A 17,711-nucleotide genomic window follows, 5' to 3' on the forward strand; every position below is an offset into this window, starting at 1 on the left:
GCCTTTCAAACGCCCTTCAGCCACGATGCCGTGTCGTCCAGCGCCCGCGCGAAGCGCGTCATCATCTCGGTGATCTGCGCCTCGGTAATGATCAGCGGTGGACTGAAGGCAATGATGTCGCCCCCCATCACACGCAGGATCAGGCCGTGTTCCTGTGCCCGCCGCACCAGATAGGCACCGACGCCGCGTTTGGGGTCGAACGGTTTGCGCGCCGTGCGATCTTCCGCCAGCTCGACGGCGCCGATCAGCCCGACGCCGCGTACATCGCCAATGAGAGGATGCCCGGCAAACGCCTGCAGTCCCTGCTGGAACACCGGCGTCATCGCCCGCACGTGCTCGACGATCTGCCGTTCCTCGTAAATCTTCAGCGTCTCCAGCGCCACCGCACAACCAAGCGGATGCCCCGAATAGGTGTAGCCGTGGCCGAACACGCCGAGGCTGGCACTGGCATCGGCACAAGCCTGATAGATCTTGCCGCTGACGTAGAGCGCCGACAGCGGCACATAGGCCGACGTAATCATCTTGGCGGTCGTCAGCAGGTCCGGTTCCAGCTTGAAGGTCTGGCTGCCGAACAGGTTGCCGGTACGGCCAAAGCCGGTGATCACCTCATCGGCGATGAACAGGATGTCGTACTTTTTGAGGATCGGCTGGATCTTCTCAAAGTAGGTCGGCGGCGGCACGATCACGCCACCCGCTCCCTGGATCGGCTCGGCGATGAAGCCGCCGATAGTGTCCGGGCCTTCCTTCAGGATCAGCGCTTCCAGTTCTTCGGCGAGCCGGGTGGCAAATTGCTCTGGCGCTTCGCCGTCCTGCGCAAACTGGTACGGATGTGGGCAGCCCACGCGCAGCACGCCGTCAATCGGCAGGTCGAAGTGCTGATGCATCATCGGGATGCCCGACAACGAGGCCGTAGCGACGGTGACACCGTGATAGCCCTTGACCCGCGCGATCACCTTTTTCTTCTGCGGCTTGCCAATGGCGTTGTGGTAGTAGCGCACCAGCTTGAACGCGGTGTCGTTGGCCTCCGAGCCCGAGTTGGCAAAGATCACACGTCCGTCGCGCAGGGCTGGCGTCGGTGCCAGCGAAATCAGCTTTTCGCTCAGCTCGGCCACCACGTTGTGCGCCTTGCCGGAGAACGAGTGGTAGTACGGCAGCACTTCCATCTGCCGCCGTGCTGCTTCGGCGAGCCGCTTTTCGCTGAAACCCAGCGATGCACACCAGAGCCCGGCCATGCCTTCGATGTAACGCTTGCCGGCGTCGTCGATCACCTCGATGCCATCGCCTTCGACGATAATCAGCGGCGCGTCCTGCTCGATGGCGCGCAGGTTGGTGTAGGGGTGAAAGTGGTTGGCAACGTCCTTACGGGCGAGCGACGACGCAGTGGTGGAGACAGTCATAAGCGGTGACGGTTTGATGGCTGGCGCAGGCTGCGCAGCGAATGTTGCACATTTTTTGACTGTACCACCCGAACATGAACGGCTGCCTGCGGCTAGTCAATCGACTCGCAGACGCTCAAAATGTCCATCGCTGATCGACTTTTGCCAAAATCGGCCGCCTAGCCCAATGCCGTTGAGGGTTCCAACAAAAAGCTGTTATTGCCGATGATGGAGCGTCTTTGCCGTCTATTGCGCGGCGGCGAACGGCCAGGCGCCTCCGCTCAAATCGCAGCCTGCGCTGCCGGGACGGGCGCGGCGCGGCGGCGCCGCATATCGTCGCTCATTCGCTGCAGCGCCTCGGGCGCGATCAGGCCAGCTGCCGCGGGATAGAGCAGCCGCTCCTCGGTGTCGATGTGGCTGGCGTACAACGCCGCAAACCGGTCAGCGCAATCGCCCAGGCTCGGCGGTGGCGATACGCCCGCAGCCACCGCCTGCAACAGGGGGCGCAACTCGGCCCACACTGCGCCCATCTGCACATGATCGGCCTGCATGCGCCGTACATGTTCGCCCAGCGCGAAGTGCGCCGCATCCGCCTGCGTCAGCAGCAACGGGAAGACGTGCAGTTCTTCGTCTTCATGGTGCCGCGGCGCTGCGATATCGAAGTAGCGCAGCACGTCGTTCGCCGCACTTTGCGCTTGCGCGTCGCTGCCCTTTGCTGCCACGTGTTCGACCAAGCGCGCGAGCAGGCGCAGCGTGCGCTCTACCCGCTCGTGGCAGCCTGAAAGCATCGCGAAGGGCTCATCAAAGCTCGCGGCTGGCGCGCTGAAACCCGGCAGTGCTGCGCTTGATGTCGTCATCCGCATTGCCCGACGTAACCGCAGGCAGTGCAGAAATCGCAACCGTCGCGATGAATCATCGTCGGATTGCCGCACTCGGGGCAGGTCTTGCCCGGCAATGCGTGCAATACGCCCGGCTGCTCGGGCGTGTCGAGCACCCCCATATCGCGCACCGGGAAGCCTTCCTCGTTGAGGATGCCCAGCATCGCGTAGCGATGGATGATCAGCCGCGCCATGTAGGCGACTGTCGACGGCCAGGTCTGCTGCCGTCGCGCGCCGTGCGGCAATCCCGGCACGAAGGCCATGAACTGCCCGAGCGGCTCAGCGTAGTTGGTGAGCTTGCGCAGCTTCATGCCGATCCATGCCGGGTCAATTACCCGCATATCGAGCGAGAGCAACCGCGCCAGCCCATCCAGTGCGCGCGGGTAGTTGCCCGAGAGTCCAAGGGCGCACGGCCGGGTGGTAATGCCACCCTCGCCGTCTGGCAGGTTCACTTCCTTGAGTGTGAGCGAAAAGCGCTCGCCGGCCACCGGGTTGTCGATGTCCACGGTCCATGCCAGCGTGCCGCACGGCCCCGTCTCCGGCTCGTCGCGACTGAACATGGCGTCCAGCACGGGTGTCGGCGCGGCATCGTCTTCGGTGAAAGTGCCCAGCATGTCGCAGCGCCAGCGGATCACCGCGGCCGTGGCCGCGACGACGCCGGGGAACAGCCGTGGTTCGCCATGCGGCGGGAATGGCATCTCGAAGGCGCGCTCTTCGCTGACCGTCGCCAGCGCATCGAGTTTGAGTTTCAGCCACGCCGCATCGTTGGCGCGCATGTCCATCGACAATGTCTTCGCCAATGCGCCCAACCCGCGCGGCTGCTCGGCGCCGTTCACCCACGCCTCGAACGGGCGTAGCTTACCGCCCTCCTCGCGCGCCAGTTCACCAACAAACAGCGCGAAGTCGCCAAACGGGTGATGGATCATGTACGTCCATGCAGCGTTGCCGCCGGGCAGCTCGGGCCGTCCCGGCCAGCGCAATGAGGCCAGCACCGGCGCTGGCAATCGCTTCAACGCCAGGCGCTGGTTGACGCCATCGCTCGCCAACGCGGCCGGCGCCGCTTTCGGCGTCTCGTGCGTGCTCAGCACCGAGCCCAAAATGGCATTCGGTCGATAGGTGGCCAGCCCCTTCAGGCCCGACCGCCAGGCATCAAGGTACAGATCCTGAAAGTCGGCGTAAGGATAGTCAGCCGGGACGTTCACCGTCTTCGAGATCGCCGTGTCGACGTACGGCGCCACGGCTGCCACCATGGCTTCGTGCGCCTTGGCGCTCATCTCCAGCGCTGTCACGAAAGCATGCGGCAACGGTTCGCTCTTGTGCGTCTCACCGCGCAGATGGTGAAACAGCCGCCAGGCATGATCCTCGACGGCGTATTCCTTGGTCGTCCCGTCCGGCATGCGCTTCTTGCGCAGATAGCTCCAGCTGAAGGGCGGCTCGATGCCGTTGCTGGCGTTGTCGGCGAAGGCCAGGCTGATGGTGCCTGTCGGCGCAATCGACAGCAGATGCGAATTGCGCAGACCGGTCGCGCGAATCTTTGCCTTCAGTTCCTGCGGCAAGCGCGAGGCGAAGGTTGGTGCGCTCAGATAAAGGTCGGCATTGAACAGCGGAAAAACCCCGCGTTCCCGGGCCAGATCGACCGAGGCGGCGTACGCGGTGTCACGCATCAGCTCGGAAATGCGCGTCGCCATCGCCCGCGCCTCGGGGGTGTCGTAGCGCAGGTTGAGCATGATCAGCGCGTCACCGAGCGCAGTGAAGCCGAGCCCGATGCGCCGCTTGTTCATCGCCTCGACATGTTGTTGCGGCAACGGCCATACGGTCACGTCGAGCACGTTGTCGAGCATGCGCACGGCGACACGAACCAGTTGCGCAAAGCCGGCTTCGTCGAACTTCGCCTCTGCGGTAAACGGATCGCTGACGAAGCGCGCCAGATTGATCGAACCCAGACAGCAGCAGCCGTTGGGCGGCAGCGGTTGCTCAGCGCAGGGGTTGGTAGTGGCGATCGTCTCGCAGTACGACAGATTGTTGTCGCGATTGATGCGGTCGAGGAACAGTACGCCCGGCTCGGCATGGTCATACGTCGAGCGCATGATCTGGTCCCACAGCGTGCGCGCTGGCAGGTTACGGTAGACCCAGAGCCCGCCCTCGCTCGCGCCAAGCTGATAGGCGCCCGCTGCGATCTGCTCCGGCCCCGGCGCTGCGCGATGCACCAGCGACACGTTACCGTCTGCCACCACCGCTTCCATGAAAGCATCGGTCACTGCGACTGAAATGTTGAAGTTGCGCAGGTCACCGCCGTCCTTGGCGTGGATGAACTCTTCAATGTCCGGGTGATCGCAACGCAGAACGCCCATCTGCGCACCACGCCGCGAACCCGCCGATTCGACTGTTTCACAGGAACGGTCAAACACCCGCATGTACGACACTGGCCCTGATGCCAGTGACTGCGTGCTGCCGACCGCCGCACCGCGCGGACGAATGCGCGAAAAGTCGTAGCCGACGCCGCCGCCTCGGCGCATCGTCTCTGCTGCTTCTGCCAGCGCAGCATAGATGCCCGGATGACCATCCTCGACGTGCGTAATGGAGTCACCGACCGGTTGCACGAAGCAGTTGATCAGCGTGGCCGACAGCGAGGTACCCGCCGCCGACTGGATGCGTCCCGCCGGGATGAAGCCGGCTTCCAGCGCCTCGGCAAACTTTTGCGCCCAGTGCGTGCGGTGCTCCGGCAGCTCAGCCTCGGCGAGCGCACGGGCAACCCTTGCGTACACGTCAGCGACGGACTTCTCGTCGCCTTTCGCGTACTTCTCCAGCAATACTTCTTCGCTGATGGTCTGTGGCGCCAACGGTTCCGTTTGGACACGCGACGCGCTTATGGCAGCAGCAAGCAATTCAGTCATTCATCCTCCACCTTGCGGCAAACTTCAAAACCACACACCTAGAGGTTTGCCCTGACGTTGTGTGAACGTGCGTCGGGACAACCCCATTATCCTCCGCGACTGGCGAGCAGAGCCAGTGCCTCGCACCCTTGCCCCTACCCCGGCGCCCCATCCGTACGTGGCCGCCCGTACCAGCGTCCGTAGCGGACCGCCCAGCTCACCGTCGCCAGCGCCCACAGCGAGGCTGCGACCGAGGTCAGCCACGACGGCGCACCCGGCCAGCACGCGGCGGTCACCCGCAGCACCGTCGCCACTTGTTGCACCCAGAACAAGGTCCACACCAGGTTGTCCGCCACCAGATGACGACCGCTATGGCCAGCACTGACGCGTGTGGCCATCGCAATCAGCGTTGCCCCCATGAAGCCCATGGTCAGCGCGTGCAGTGGCGCCAGGCCAAGCGACCGGCTCTCGTCGGTGACGAGCAGCATGCTGTGCGACACCGCCTGCAGCACGAAGACCAGCCCCAGCCAGACGAACCCGACGTGCAACATGGCCAGCAGCCGCACGCGCAGACTCTGCACGATTCCCCAGCGTACGGCGAGGAGCAGCAGCCCCAATCCAAGAGCGGCCTCTGGCAACAATTGCAGCATCCGCACCAGCATCGGGGCCGGCCATACGGTCAGATCAATCACGCCGGAAATAAATCCGGTCACGGTCGTTGCGACAAAGACCCCCAGTAGCCACATAGGCCGCCACGCGTCAAGAAACGGCAATGCACTCGCAGTAAAGAACGGGATCATGCGGTGAGCAACGCCTAGATAAGTCATGGCGAGGCAACCCCAGAGCGAACCGATCACGGTGACCCGAAGCAGCAGCCAGGATTCGGTCGCGCAGGCGAACGCAGCCGTCCACAGCGCCGCCATGCCCATCACGACGCCGATTCGCACCACGCGGGCATGCACGCGATCCTCGGCGTCGCTGGCGTCGACCATCCGCGCATAGCGCCATCCGAGCATGCTCCAGGCGTACGCCGCCAACGCCACGCAACCCACTGCCACGTACAGGTTGATGTGCACAGCGGGCAGGTAGACCAGCCAGGCAAACGCATAGACGGCGACTGGTACCACGAGGCTGCGCGCGTGTACCGGCGGCATCCCCAACCAGCGCGGGCCGGCGGTGAACAGGAAACCGACGAAAAACAGCGGCATGAAACCGAATGCCATCAGCAGGCTGTGCGCGATCGGCATCGGTACCGCCCACGCGAATGGTGCAGCAATCTCGCGTGCGACCAGCGCAGCAAGCCACCAGAGCGCGCTCAACGCCAGCAGCAATGCCCCCGCAGCAAAGGCGAGGCGATGTGGCGCCTCCAGCAAGGTGGCAAACTGCCAGGGCGGATCCGTCCGGCCAGACGTCGGGGGTCGAGGTTTCGAAAGAACGGCGACAGGCTGAATGGCGATGGTCTTCATCGCATCAGGCAGCAGCCGTTCCGCTGGCGGGTGTCAGCAGGCGCTCGAAGAGATCGCGCACCGGGCGGATCGCGTCGCCAAACGGCAAACTGCCAGCGCCCCTGAAGAAGAGCCCTTTCTTCAGATCACCGCGCAGCGCTGCAACCAGCTGGTTGTCGATGCAGAACTGTCCCCAGTCGGCAAGACCGTCGCGCAAACCGCACTGGACAAGACAGTCGAACTTCTTGGCGCAGCGTGCCTTGGCGTGTGCTGCTGCCTTGAGCGTCGACTCCACTTTCAGATAGCCCTGCATCCATGCGGTACGGACGGCGCGCGCCGGCAACCCGGCCACGCTCTGGAATTCAACGATGTCCTCGCTGCGCGCGCCGGCCAGCACTTCCTTGAACACGCGGTGTGCATCGCCTTCCTCCGTCACCGCGAATGCAGTGCCCATCTGGACGGCGGCTGCACCGAGTGACTGCATGCGGCGAATGTCCTCGAAGCTGCGAATGCCGCCTGCGGCGATCACCGGCACCGTCCGTTCAAGACCCGCGCCACGCAGGAAGTCTTGCACTGCAGGCAGTACAACGTCGAATTCAAACCGGCCATCGTGTACATCGCCCAGGCGGGTTGCGCCAAGATGTCCTCCTGCGTGGGCCGGGTGTTCGATCACGATCGCTGCCGGCATGCGCTGCTTGCGTTCCCACTTGCGCACGATCAGTTGCACGCCACGAGCATCGGAAAGAATGGGCACCAGACCGGCAGCCGGGAAATCGCGCGCCAGATCGGGCAGATCAAGCGGCAGACCAGCGCCGACAACCACGGCATCAGCACCAGCCTCCAGCGCCGTGCGCACGGACGCGGCGTAGGCATTCAGTGCTTTCATGACGTTGACTGCGATCAGACCGCGACCCGCCGCAATCGCCTTCGCTTGCGCAATCTCGCGGCGAAGCGCTTCAAGGTTGGCGGCGTCAATTGTCTCCTTCGATTCCGGCCCCATCGGCAACTGACGGGTACATTCGGCGAGATCCGGGTGGTGATGACGCAGATCAACTGAGGCAATGGTGCCCATCGCTCCCATTGAGGCAACCGTTCCCGCCAGCCGATGCGCCGAGACGCCAACGCCCATGCCGCCCTGCACAACCGGCAACAACTGCCTGCCGCCCAGCGCCAGTGCACGAAGCCCTGACTGCTCCATCATTTGCCATAGCGCGAGCGCGGAGCTATCGGCTGTTGCCGATTGCAGACGGTTTGACGGTTGAGCAGAAAGCATGTCGGGAAACTCCGTGGTGTGTAGCGCGGCTACCAGCGCGCGTGCAGTGAGATGCGGAACGTTCGTGGTGCTTCACCCCAGGTGAACAACGCCGAACGCTCCGCTGGATTGATGTTGGTGAGATTGCTGACCGAGGCAACCGCCCTCAGGCCCTTGCCAAGGTCGCGCGCAACGCTGGCTCCGATGTAGGTGAGGCTGGGCGCCGCCTGCGACAGTTGGCCGGGAACGGCCGTGGCAATTACCTGTCCCGCTGTTGAATCGGCGCGCAGATTGGCGCGCCAGGCGCCCTGCACCCAATCAAGCGCTGCCCCGAACGTGTGTCGCGGCCGCTTCTCGATCCGCTGGCCAAAGCCGTCACGCGCATCGAGGTATTGATAGCTCGCCGACAGTCGCCATTGCGATCCGAGGCGTACGTTGGCGGTCGCCTCGCCGCCCAACAACTTCGCGCGGTCGATATTGTCGAAAACGTAGGTAGTGCGGCCGGAGATAACACCCAGCAGGCGCGGTACGATCAGATCACGCACCCGGTTGTCAAACAGCATGGCCTGTACGCCGGCGCGTTCGGTATCCCACACCGCGCCCAGCTCAAAGCCATCGTTGCGCTCTGCGCGAACCGCCGGGTTCGACACGTAGGTGTAAGGACCTTCGTCCTCCTGATAGCCGGGCGTGACCTGTTTGAGCGTGGGCGGTTTGAAGCCATGACTGTAACCGCCCTTGAGTACCCACTCCGGCGCCAGCCGCCATACGCCGTACAGGCGAGGACTCCACTGGTTGCCGAAATGCTGGTGACTGTCGTGGCGCAGCCCAGTGGTGACCGTTGCGTTGCGGGCCAGATTCCACTCATCCTGCAGGTAAAGTGAGCTGTGGTTGACCTGGGCATCGCCACCGGGTAACCCGGCGTTGGTCAGTCGCTCCTGTCGTCCCTCGGCGCCTGCGGTCACGGCATGGGCGGCAGCAGGCCGCAGGGTGAGTACGGCCTCAACCACACGATCATCCAGCGCGTTGGGCCGTAGCGCAGCGACTCCATTGGTACGCGCATTGGTCATTTCGAGACGGGTGCGATAGATGCGGATCGTCGAGTTGATCTCGCGCGCGGCGTCGCCGGTCGCAGCCCAGTCGGCGTTCCATGTCAAGGCACTGTGATCGCGGTCGACATCGGTATCGGATTCGTACAGGCGCCGCCGACCGCTCTTCTCGATCGCATTCGTCCATCGCTCTTCACGGGCCACCCTGTGTTCAAGGTCAATGCTGTGACCACGTATCACTTGCCAGAGGAGCCGGCCCGAGGCGTCGAAGCGTGAGCGCCCTTCAAGATCTGACAGGCGGGGATCAAGCGCGGAGGAAATGGCCTGCCTTCTCGCGTCGGTGACGCTCAGCGACGCAGCGAGCGAGTCGGTCAATGGAGACGACAGGCGTGCTGAGGCGCGGTGTCCGTCACCACCCCGGTCGCTGTCGGCGCTGAACGCGTCAACCGCCACGTCGGCCTCAAACTTTTTCGATGGCGCCCGCGTGAAGATCTGGACAACGCCACCCAGGGCTTCGGCACCGTACAAAGATGCCATCGGACCTCGCACCACCTCGATCCGCTCGACTTCCGGCATGGCAACCCAGTCAAGCTGAAAGTCCGTGTGTCCGATGACACCATCTGTCGCACTGATGCGCTTGCCGTCAACCAGAAAAAGCGTGTGCTTTGGATCGAGCCCGCGCAGCGCCAGCGCCTTGCGGCCAGCGATGGTGCGCCCGAAGACTGTGATGCCTGTTTCGCCGCGCAGAGCCTCAAGCACATTGTCGGCCGCCTTCATTTCAATCTGCTCACGCGAGAGCACGGTTGTCGCAGCCGGTGCGTCAGCAACGGGCAACGCATGGCGCGTCGCCGAAACAACGACCAACTGCATCGTCTCGACGCTGGCAGATGAGTCGGCGAATGCGGCACCGGTGGTGAGAACGCCCGCTGCGCCTGCAAGATGAACAAGACTGCGTCGCAGCAGTCGGGGTCGAAAATATCTCATCGTGGGAGGGGGCAACTGCAGGAAAAGTGTCCGCGGAGTTTCCCTGCCACCTCTGCGATCATCCTTGATCCAGTTCAGGTTTGCAGTCTAGTGGTGGTGGTTCCACAGTCACTTTGATCCAGCGCATACTTTGTGCACGATGCATCCGGGCGCCGGCCATTCTGAAACCAGGTCAAGGATGCGAAGCTCACTGTGGTCGACGATGCACCCAGCGCCTGAGAACGGAGTTTTCCGCTGAATGGCGATCAACCCGAAACTGGAGTGCAACATGAAACGCATCAAATCCGCATATCTCGCGCTGGCTGTAGCAGCGACATTGCCGATCGCCGTCTTCGCACAGGACAAGAAGCCTGTCACCGAAGCCGAAATGAAGTATCAGGCTGGCTCGTCGCCACTGGCCACCGAGCCGATGTATCAGGCAACCAATCCGAAGGCGCCGCCGATGACACAGGCGGAATTCGACGTCGCGCGCAAGATGTACTTCGAGCGTTGCGCCGGCTGCCACGGTGTGCTGCGTAAAGGCGCTACCGGCAAGCCGCTGACGCCGGACATCACCCTTGGCAAGGGAACGGACTATCTCAAGGTGTTCATTGCCTACGGCTCACCGGCCGGCATGCCGAACTGGCAAACCAGCGGCGAGATGACCGAGAAAGAGGTGGATATCCTCGCCCGCTATATCCAGCACGATCCGCCGATGCCGCCGGAATTTGGCATGGAGCAGATGAAGCAGACGTGGAAGGTCATCATTCCGCCGGACAAGCGCCCCAAGAAGAAGATGAATAACTACAACATCGAGAACATCTTCTCGACGACGTTGCGGGACACCGGTGAAGTCGCGCTCATTGATGGTGACAGCAAGAAGATCATCAACATCGTGAAGACCGGTTACGCGGTCCACATCTCGCGTGTGTCGGCTTCTGGTCGCTACCTGTTCGTGATCGGTCGCGACGCCAAGATCAACATGATTGATCTGTGGATGGAAAAGCCCGACAACGTGGCCGAAATTCGTGTCGGCCTTGAAGCGCGTTCGGTGGATACCAGCAAGTACAAAGGTTACGAGGACAAGTTCGCCATCGCCGGCAGCTACTGGCCTCCACAATACACGGTGATGAACGGCGACACGCTGGAACCGCTCAAGATCGTATCCACCCGTGGCAATACGGTCGACAAGCAGGAGTTCCACCCCGAACCGCGCGTGGCCAGCATCGTGGCCAGCCACTTCCGCCCGGAGTTTGTGGTCAACGTCAAGGAAACCGGCAAGACGCTGATGGTCGACTACTCCGATCTCAACGCACTGAAGACCACCGAGATCGCCACTGCGCGCTTCCTGCACGACGGCGGCTGGGATAGCACCAAGCGCTATTTCCTCGTGGCTGCCAACCAGTCGAACAAGATCGCCGTGGTCGATGCCAAGGAAGACAAGCTGGTCAAGCTGGTGGATGTGAGCAAGATTCCGCATCCGGGCCGTGGCGCCAACTTTGTGCATCCCAAGTTTGGTCCGGTATGGGCAACCAGTCACCTGGGGGACGAAGCGATCTCGCTGATCGCCACCGATCCGGTGAAGCACAAGCAATACGCGTTCAAGGAAGTGGCACAGGTCAAGGGCCAGGGCGGCGGGTCGTTGTTCATCAAGACTCATCCCAAGTCAACCAACCTGTACGTCGATACCGCCCTGAATCCGGAAGCAGCCGTTTCGCAATCCGTGGCAGTGTTCGACACCAAGAATCTCGACAAGGGCTTCAAGGTTCTGCCGATCGCCCAATGGGCCGGACTCAAGGATGACGGCGCCAAACGCGTTGTGCAGCCGGAGTACAACAAGGCTGGCGATGAAGTGTGGTTCTCGGTGTGGTCGGCCAAGAACAAGGAAAGCGCGATTGTCGTGGTTGATGACAAGACGTTGAAGCTCAAGGCCGTGATCAAGGACCCGCGCCTCATCACCCCAACCGGCAAGTTCAACATCTACAACACCGTGCACGACGTGTACTAGGGAGTGACCAGATGAAATCCTGCGTTCCAAAAGGACTGGTCACGACGGCGATCGCCGCCTTGTTGGCAGCCTCCGGTACGAGCCCCGTGATCAGTGCGACGCCCGAAGAGGCAATGACGAAGGCAGGCTGCGTCGCCTGCCACGTCAAGGACAAGAAACTGGTCGGGCCCTCGTTCAAGGACATCGCTGCACGCTACAAGGGTCAGGCCGGTGCCGTCGCTGTGCTCAGCAAGAAGGTGCGTGAAGGCGGCAAAGGGACCTTCGGACCTGTACCGATGTCCCCCAATCCACCGGACAAGATATCGGATGCTGACCTGAAGGCTGCCGTGGAGTACATCCTCGCGCAATAGGCCTGCCAAGGCAGAAGCTGGGCGAACCTTTGGGTTCGCCCTTTTTTTGTCGCGGGCGACAGCCGTCGCGGGTGCGCTGGCAACGCTAGCCGGTATAGGCCGACAGACGCTTTACGTCGGGAATCCGAATGTCGCGACGGTCCACTTCAATCAGCTTGGCATCTTCGAGCTCGCGCAACACCCGCGAGAAGTACTCTGGCGTGAGTGACAGGCGCGACGCCAGCGTAGCCTTGCTGACTGGCAAGGACACGGTCACTGCATCATCCGCACGCTCATCGTCCATGGCCTGATCACGCAGCAGGTAGCCGATTACCCGCTGTACCCCGTTTTGCAGCGCGTAAGCCTGCACGTCGGAGACCAGGCCGTGCAGCCGGCGCGACAACCCGGCCAGCATGCGCAACGCGAAGCCACTGTCCGCCTGCACCTCGTCCAGCACGGCTTTGCGCTGTACTGAAAGCAGTGCGCAATCGGCCAGACACTGGGCATGGACGACGCATGGGCGACCGAGAAACATCAATGCTTCCGCGAAACTCGCGCCCGGACCAACCAGTTCAATCACCTTTTCGTGCCCAGCCGGCGACAGCACAAAGAGCTTTACCTGTCCCGACAGCACGACGTGGAAACTGTCGCACGGATCACCCATGCGGAAGACAAAATCACTTCGTTCGAAGCGTCGCACCCGGCTGCTTTCAGCGAGGCGAGCAAGCGCCTGTGGATCGATGTCGTGAAATAGCGGTAGCCGCGCCAACCAAAGCGCAGGGTCCATTGGTGATCGTTCTGGCACGGAAACCTCCGTTATCGACGAAATTTCAGAGCGCGCATCTTCTTCTGTCTGGCCATCTGCGCAATTGACGACCATCATCACATTCGGGGGCTATGCAAACGGAATTCCACTCGCATCCAGCATTTGATCCGGTTCCCCTGTCAGGTACGGTCCTGTGCCAGCGTGTTCGGACTTTGACGCCGGCACGAACCCACCCTGCTGAACGTCGAACACATGAATCTCGCCGTCCTCGATAACGTAGTGCCAGCCATGAAGTGTCAGGCTGCCTGCCTCGACGCGCTGGCGCACCATCGGGTAGTCCATCAACCGCTCAAGCTGCAGGACCACCGCACGCTGCTCGGTTCGTCGCAGCACCTCGGGGCCGGGCTCAGCCACCGGCAACGCGGCCTCGCGACCAAGCTCCAGCCACAGCGCCAGGTTCTGCGCCTCCCGTGGCACCTCGCCGTACAAGGCACGGATGGCGCCGCAGTGCGTGTGGCCGCAGACAACGATGCGCTTCACATTCAGGTTGAGCACCGCAAACTCGATTGCGGCTGCCGTGCCATGGAATCCTTGCGACTGGTCATACGGCGGTACAAAGGCACCGACATTGCGGACGAGAAACAGCTCGCCCGGGCCTGCGCCGGTCAGCAGATAGGGGACGATTCTCGAATCCGAGCAGCCGATGAACAGGGTCATCGGATGCTGACCGTCCTCAACCAGCTCCCGGAAGTGCGACTGATACTGTGGAAACGCGTCGTCGTGAAAGCGCCGCAGTCGGTCGAGCAGCTCGTCAGTCACTGCGGTAGCAATCCGACCGGACTACTGCACGAGCGGCGAATCCGCCGCATCCAGATCGACACCCCGGATGTCAGCACTCCCCGCAAGCAACTGGAGGTACTGGCGTACGGCCGTGACGTAACTCTGTTGCTGCAGCATCTGGGCTACAGCACCTCTCGCACTCTCATAGGGCAGTAGCGTACCGGGTTGTCTGGCCAGCACCTCGACGACGTGAAGGCCAAAGCGGCTGTGGACAAGGCGGGGCAAGACCCCAATTTCACTCTGATCAAACACTTCCCGTGCAAACTCGGGAGCACAGTCCTGCGCCTGCAACCAGCCAAGCACGCCGCCTTCTGCACCACTCGGACAGTTGCTCAACTCACGGGCAAGTGACGGGAATCGGTCTTCGCCGTCGTCGGACCGGCACCGTGCATCGAGCAAGGCAGCTTCAGCACGCCGCCGCAACTGGGCGACATCAATCCCTGGAGTCACTGCGAACAGGATGTGACGCAGCGATACCCGCTCGCCGGCACGGAAGCGGTTGTCGTTCTGCTCGTAGTACCGGCGACAGGTAGCTTCATCCGGCTGCGGTACGACCAGGGTCCGATCGAGAAGCGCTTCGATGGCGGACGTCGCCGCTTCCGACTGCGCGCCAGCGTCGCCAGCGACGTCACCGGCATCAAGCAGGTCCTGCCTGATCGCCTCCTGGCGCAACAGTTCACCGCAGGCCCGTTGCCGCAAACTGTCGTCGTCAGGGCGATCACCGGCGGCGTGCAGCGCGATGCCATTGACGCTCGCCACTTCACCGACAGTGGGAGCCGGTACGTAGCCAGACGCCCTTGCATTGAATGCCGCCACCATCGCATCGAGCGCTGCGTCACTACTCCCGACGGCAGCTTTGCCACCGTCGGCCGCCAGCACTGCCCCGGGAGATGTCACGCCCCCCGAACAACTGCAGGTACCAGAACCCGAACCACATCCATGTTGCATGATCATCTCCTTGAATGTTGCTGAAGCAGTGATCAACGGTTGCCGCGCGCCGAGGCGGGCGATTGACCTTCACCGACGCCGATCCGACGGCTACGAACCAGCTGATAGGGACGCAAGACGTAGCTGATCGAGGCGAAACCACTCCACACGTGAACGAGCCGCGTAAACGGGAAGATCAGGAAAATCGTCATGCCCAGGAACATGTGCAGGCGAAACACCCAGCCCGCATCGACAAGCAACTCGGCCGCACCACTACGGAAAGTGACGATCCGCTGCCCCCACTCCGCCAGCTTTATCATCATGCTGCCATCCATGTGCTGCGCGGAGAACGGAATGGTGGCCAGCCCGAGCGCAAGCTGGAGCCAAAGCAGAACCGAAATCAGGATGTCGCTCGGCTTTGAGGTGGCGCGAATCCGATCATCGGTCAGGCGACGGTGCAGCAATATGGACAACCCGACAAACGCCAGCGCACCTGCCACGCCACCGCTCACCATCGCCATCAGTTGCTTGGCGCCAGCGCCGATGAAGTGCTCGTACACCGCATGTGGTGTCAGCATGCCGAAAAAGTGTCCGAAGAACAGGAACAGCACGCCGGCGTGAAACAGGTTGTTGCCGAGACGCAACTGCCCGGCACGCAGCAACTGCGACGAATCGCTCTTCCACGTGTATTGGTCGCGGTCGAACCGGATCAGGCTGCCGAGAAAGAAGACCGCCAGACAGATGTACGGGTAGTAGCCAAACAGCAGGGTGTCGAGGTAGTTCATGCGGATGCTCCCGAAGAACGTGTTGACGAAGGATTGTGATTTCTGACGAGCTGCACTGGCTGTGCCGCTCCGGGACGGGATTGCCCGTTCGTACTGCAACCGCCGAAGGCAAGCGGCTCTTCCCATGTTTCGTCAAGCGCTGGATCGGCAGCGACGTCCACCCGCTCGGCGCGACCGCCGGACAATTCGATCAACGCCCCGAGGACGGAGGCATAGGCGCTTTGACGTTTACTCAGCGCACTGAAGATCGCCTGCAGTATGTGCGTCATCTCGGCGAGAAACTCGCGCGCGACGTCAACGGGCTGCATTGATGCGAACTCGAGTACCGTTGGCAGGTAATCGGGCATTTCGCCCGGTGCCAGGTACAGGCCTTTCTGCTCGTACGTCTTTGCCAGGTCGATCATTGCCGGCCCACGATCACGGGAGTCTCCGTGCACGTGCTCGAACAGGTGCAGTGATGTCGCCCGTCCACGATCAAACAGTTCGACATAGGCCGCTTCGGCGTCCAGTGCCGGCAGACGGTCAAGCGCGTCGACCAAGGCGGTCAATTCTTCAAGGCGACGACCGCGTACGGCGCCTTCATCAGCCAGCGCCCGACGGAGCTCAGGCAGATGCTGGCGCAGCTCCGGCGTCGGATAGGCAAGCAAGTGCGCGAGCACCCGCAAACTTTTTGAGATGGAAGTTGCAGCCATTGCCTATACCTCCACCTTGATCGGGATGGTGCGACGCTTGCTGCCGCCAAACAGGCTGGCACTACTGGCTCCATCGGAGCAGCCATTGCCAAACGAAAAGCCGCAACCACCGCGAACATCGAACGCGTTTTCCGCATACTCACGATGGGTGGTCGGAATCACGAAGCGATCCTCGTAGTTGGCAATCGCCATGACGTGATACATCTCGGCCACATCGGCTTCGGTCAGGTTGACCTGCTGCAGTGCCTTGATATTGGTCACGCCCTCGACATGCTTGCCGCGCTGATAGGCGCGCATCGCCAGCATCCGCTCAAGCGCACGCACCACCGGCTGGGTGTCACCGGCGGTCAACAGATTCGCCAGGTACTTCACCGGAATGCGCAACTGGTTGACGTCAGGGATCTCGCCATTGGTGCCCACGTGACCAGCATTCGCTGCTGCCGTAATCGGCGACAGTGGCGGGACGTACCAGACCATTGGCAGCGTGCGGTATTCCGGGTGCAGCGGCAACGCCACCTTCCAGTCAACCGCCATCTTGTAGACCGGACTCCTGCGCGCCGCCTCCAGCCATGCATCCGGGATGCCATCAGCACGAGCCTGAGCGATCACCTTCGGGTCGCTGGGGTCAAGGAAGATGTCCAGCTGCGCCTGATAGAGATCGCGGTCGTGTTCGGTGCTTGCTGCCTGCTCGATACGGTCGGCGTCGTACAGCAGTACGCCCAGGTAGCGGATGCGGCCGACACAGGTTTCGGAGCAAACCGTTGGCTGACCCGCTTCGATGCGCGGGTAGCAGAAGATGCACTTCTCGGCCTTGCCAGTCTGCCAGTTGTAGTAAATCTTCTTGTACGGGCAGCCGGACACACACATCCGCCAGCCGCGGCATTTGTCCTGGTCAATCAGCACGATGCCGTCTTCCTCGCGCTTGTAGATCGACCCGGACGGACAACTGGCCACGCACGCCGGATTCAGACAGTGCTCGCACAGCCGCGGCAGATACATCATGAAGGTGTTTTCGAACTGCCCGTAGATGTCCTTTTGCACGTCGTCGAAGTTTTTGTCGACGCTGCGCTTGCTGAATTCACCGCCAAGGATTTCTTCCCAGTTCGGGCCCCACTCGATCTTTTCCATGCGCTTGCCCGTGATCAGGCTGCGCGGGCGCGCAGTGGGTGCCGTCTTCATTTCGGGCGCGTTGTGCAGGTGCTCGTAGTCAAAGGTGAAGGGCTCGTAGTAGTCGTCAATCTGCGGCAGATTCGGATTCGCAAAAATCCGCATCAGGAGCTTCCACTTGCCCCCCTGACGTGGTTCGATTGAACCGTCACTCTTGCGGACCCAGCCACCGTTCCATTTGTCCTGGTTCTCCCACTCTTTCGGATAGCCGATGCCGGGTTTGGTCTCAACGTTGTTGAACCAGGCGTACTCGACGCCAGGACGGCTTGTCCAGACGTTCTTGCAGGTGACCGAGCAGGTGTGGCAGCCGATGCATTTATCGAGATTCAGCACCATGCCGATTTGTGCACGAATTTTCATGGTT

The 17,711-nt window shown here is 62.2% G+C and carries 14 protein-coding genes; 2 read left to right on the forward strand and 12 right to left on the reverse strand.

The window, feature by feature from the left end:
- Positions 1-5: 5 nt before the first annotated feature.
- From FKL89_RS13400 to FKL89_RS13425, 6 genes are all read right to left on the reverse strand, one after another.
- A complete protein-coding gene (locus FKL89_RS13400; RefSeq protein ID WP_156863292.1) occupies positions 6-1,397 on the reverse strand; it encodes an aminotransferase in 1,392 nt (463 codons plus the stop codon).
- 260 nt (positions 1,398-1,657) lie between these two features.
- Positions 1,658-2,233, reverse strand: coding sequence for a hemerythrin domain-containing protein (locus FKL89_RS13405; protein WP_156863293.1), 576 nt, complete (start codon positions 2,231-2,233; stop codon positions 1,658-1,660).
- The gene (locus FKL89_RS13410) at positions 2,230-5,148 is read right to left on the reverse strand and encodes an adenosylcobalamin-dependent ribonucleoside-diphosphate reductase (protein WP_156863294.1); all 2,919 of its coding nucleotides are present in this window, start codon (positions 5,146-5,148) and stop codon (positions 2,230-2,232) included. The genes FKL89_RS13405 and FKL89_RS13410 overlap by 4 nt, the downstream gene beginning before the upstream one ends.
- Positions 5,149-5,282: 134 nt before the next feature.
- Positions 5,283-6,593 (reverse strand): NnrS family protein, encoded by a 1,311-nt coding sequence (locus tag FKL89_RS13415; protein WP_156863295.1) that lies wholly within the window; start codon positions 6,591-6,593, stop codon positions 5,283-5,285.
- Between the two features lie 4 nt (positions 6,594-6,597).
- Positions 6,598-7,845, reverse strand: coding sequence for an NAD(P)H-dependent flavin oxidoreductase (locus FKL89_RS13420; protein WP_156863296.1), 1,248 nt, complete (start codon positions 7,843-7,845; stop codon positions 6,598-6,600).
- A 29-nt stretch (positions 7,846-7,874) separates the two neighbouring features.
- Positions 7,875-9,854: a TonB-dependent receptor plug domain-containing protein gene (locus tag FKL89_RS13425; RefSeq protein ID WP_156863297.1), complete on the reverse strand. Its 1,980-nt coding sequence runs from the start codon at positions 9,852-9,854 to the stop codon at positions 7,875-7,877.
- Positions 9,855-10,122: 268 nt separating this feature from the next.
- Here FKL89_RS13425 and FKL89_RS13430 point away from each other — a divergent pair, with 268 nt between their 5' ends.
- Together FKL89_RS13430 and FKL89_RS13435 are read left to right on the forward strand one after the other, a co-directional pair.
- Positions 10,123-11,841 (forward strand): nitrite reductase, encoded by a 1,719-nt coding sequence (locus tag FKL89_RS13430; protein ID WP_156863298.1) that lies wholly within the window; start codon positions 10,123-10,125, stop codon positions 11,839-11,841.
- Positions 11,842-11,852: 11 nt separating this feature from the next.
- On the forward strand, positions 11,853-12,191 hold the full coding sequence (locus tag FKL89_RS13435) for a c-type cytochrome (protein WP_156863299.1): 339 nt from the start codon (positions 11,853-11,855) through the stop codon (positions 12,189-12,191).
- Positions 12,192-12,276: 85 nt separating this feature from the next.
- Here the strand turns inward: FKL89_RS13435 and FKL89_RS13440 are convergent, their stop codons facing one another.
- From FKL89_RS13440 to narH, 6 genes are all read right to left on the reverse strand, one after another.
- Positions 12,277-12,957 carry a Crp/Fnr family transcriptional regulator gene (locus FKL89_RS13440; protein ID WP_156863300.1) on the reverse strand — a complete coding sequence of 227 codons (681 nt, stop codon included), beginning with the start codon at positions 12,955-12,957 and terminating at the stop codon, positions 12,277-12,279.
- A 108-nt stretch (positions 12,958-13,065) separates the two neighbouring features.
- Positions 13,066-13,755: a carbonic anhydrase gene (locus tag FKL89_RS13445; RefSeq protein WP_156863301.1), complete on the reverse strand. Its 690-nt coding sequence runs from the start codon at positions 13,753-13,755 to the stop codon at positions 13,066-13,068.
- A 21-nt stretch (positions 13,756-13,776) separates the two neighbouring features.
- The gene (locus FKL89_RS13450; RefSeq protein WP_238363605.1) at positions 13,777-14,595 is read right to left on the reverse strand and encodes a peptidylprolyl isomerase; all 819 of its coding nucleotides are present in this window, start codon (positions 14,593-14,595) and stop codon (positions 13,777-13,779) included.
- A 161-nt stretch (positions 14,596-14,756) separates the two neighbouring features.
- Positions 14,757-15,488 (reverse strand): respiratory nitrate reductase subunit gamma, encoded by a 732-nt coding sequence (gene narI, locus FKL89_RS13455; protein WP_156863303.1) that lies wholly within the window; start codon positions 15,486-15,488, stop codon positions 14,757-14,759.
- On the reverse strand, positions 15,485-16,180 hold the full coding sequence (gene narJ, locus FKL89_RS13460; protein WP_181955196.1) for a nitrate reductase molybdenum cofactor assembly chaperone: 696 nt from the start codon (positions 16,178-16,180) through the stop codon (positions 15,485-15,487). Before narJ ends, narI begins: the two co-directional genes overlap by 4 nt.
- Before the next feature lie 3 nt (positions 16,181-16,183).
- Complete coding sequence (gene narH, locus FKL89_RS13465; RefSeq protein ID WP_156863304.1) at positions 16,184-17,707, reverse strand: nitrate reductase subunit beta; 1,524 nt, start codon at positions 17,705-17,707, stop codon at positions 16,184-16,186.
- Positions 17,708-17,711: the final 4 nt, after the last annotated feature.

This window comes from Casimicrobium huifangae, assembly GCF_009746125.1.
GTDB lineage: Bacteria > Pseudomonadota > Gammaproteobacteria > Burkholderiales > Casimicrobiaceae > Casimicrobium > Casimicrobium huifangae.

Coding starts and splice junctions, on each gene's coding strand:
- FKL89_RS13400 (WP_156863292.1), bottom strand. CDS start 1,397: ATGACTGTCTCCACCACTGCGTCGTCGCTCGCCCGTAAGGACGTTGCC.
- FKL89_RS13405 (WP_156863293.1), bottom strand. CDS start 2,233: ATGACGACATCAAGCGCAGCACTGCCGGGTTTCAGCGCGCCAGCCGCG.
- FKL89_RS13410 (WP_156863294.1), bottom strand. CDS start 5,148: ATGACTGAATTGCTTGCTGCTGCCATAAGCGCGTCGCGTGTCCAAACG.
- FKL89_RS13415 (WP_156863295.1), bottom strand. CDS start 6,593: ATGAAGACCATCGCCATTCAGCCTGTCGCCGTTCTTTCGAAACCTCGA.
- FKL89_RS13420 (WP_156863296.1), bottom strand. CDS start 7,845: ATGCTTTCTGCTCAACCGTCAAACCGTCTGCAATCGGCAACAGCCGAT.
- FKL89_RS13425 (WP_156863297.1), bottom strand. CDS start 9,854: ATGAGATATTTTCGACCCCGACTGCTGCGACGCAGTCTTGTTCATCTT.
- FKL89_RS13430 (WP_156863298.1), top strand. CDS start 10,123: ATGAAACGCATCAAATCCGCATATCTCGCGCTGGCTGTAGCAGCGACA.
- FKL89_RS13435 (WP_156863299.1), top strand. CDS start 11,853: ATGAAATCCTGCGTTCCAAAAGGACTGGTCACGACGGCGATCGCCGCC.
- FKL89_RS13440 (WP_156863300.1), bottom strand. CDS start 12,957: ATGGACCCTGCGCTTTGGTTGGCGCGGCTACCGCTATTTCACGACATC.
- FKL89_RS13450 (WP_238363605.1), bottom strand. CDS start 14,595: ATGGTGGCGGCATTCAATGCAAGGGCGTCTGGCTACGTACCGGCTCCC.
- narI (WP_156863303.1), bottom strand. CDS start 15,488: ATGAACTACCTCGACACCCTGCTGTTTGGCTACTACCCGTACATCTGT.
- narJ (WP_181955196.1), bottom strand. CDS start 16,180: ATGGCTGCAACTTCCATCTCAAAAAGTTTGCGGGTGCTCGCGCACTTG.
- narH (WP_156863304.1), bottom strand. CDS start 17,707: ATGAAAATTCGTGCACAAATCGGCATGGTGCTGAATCTCGATAAATGC.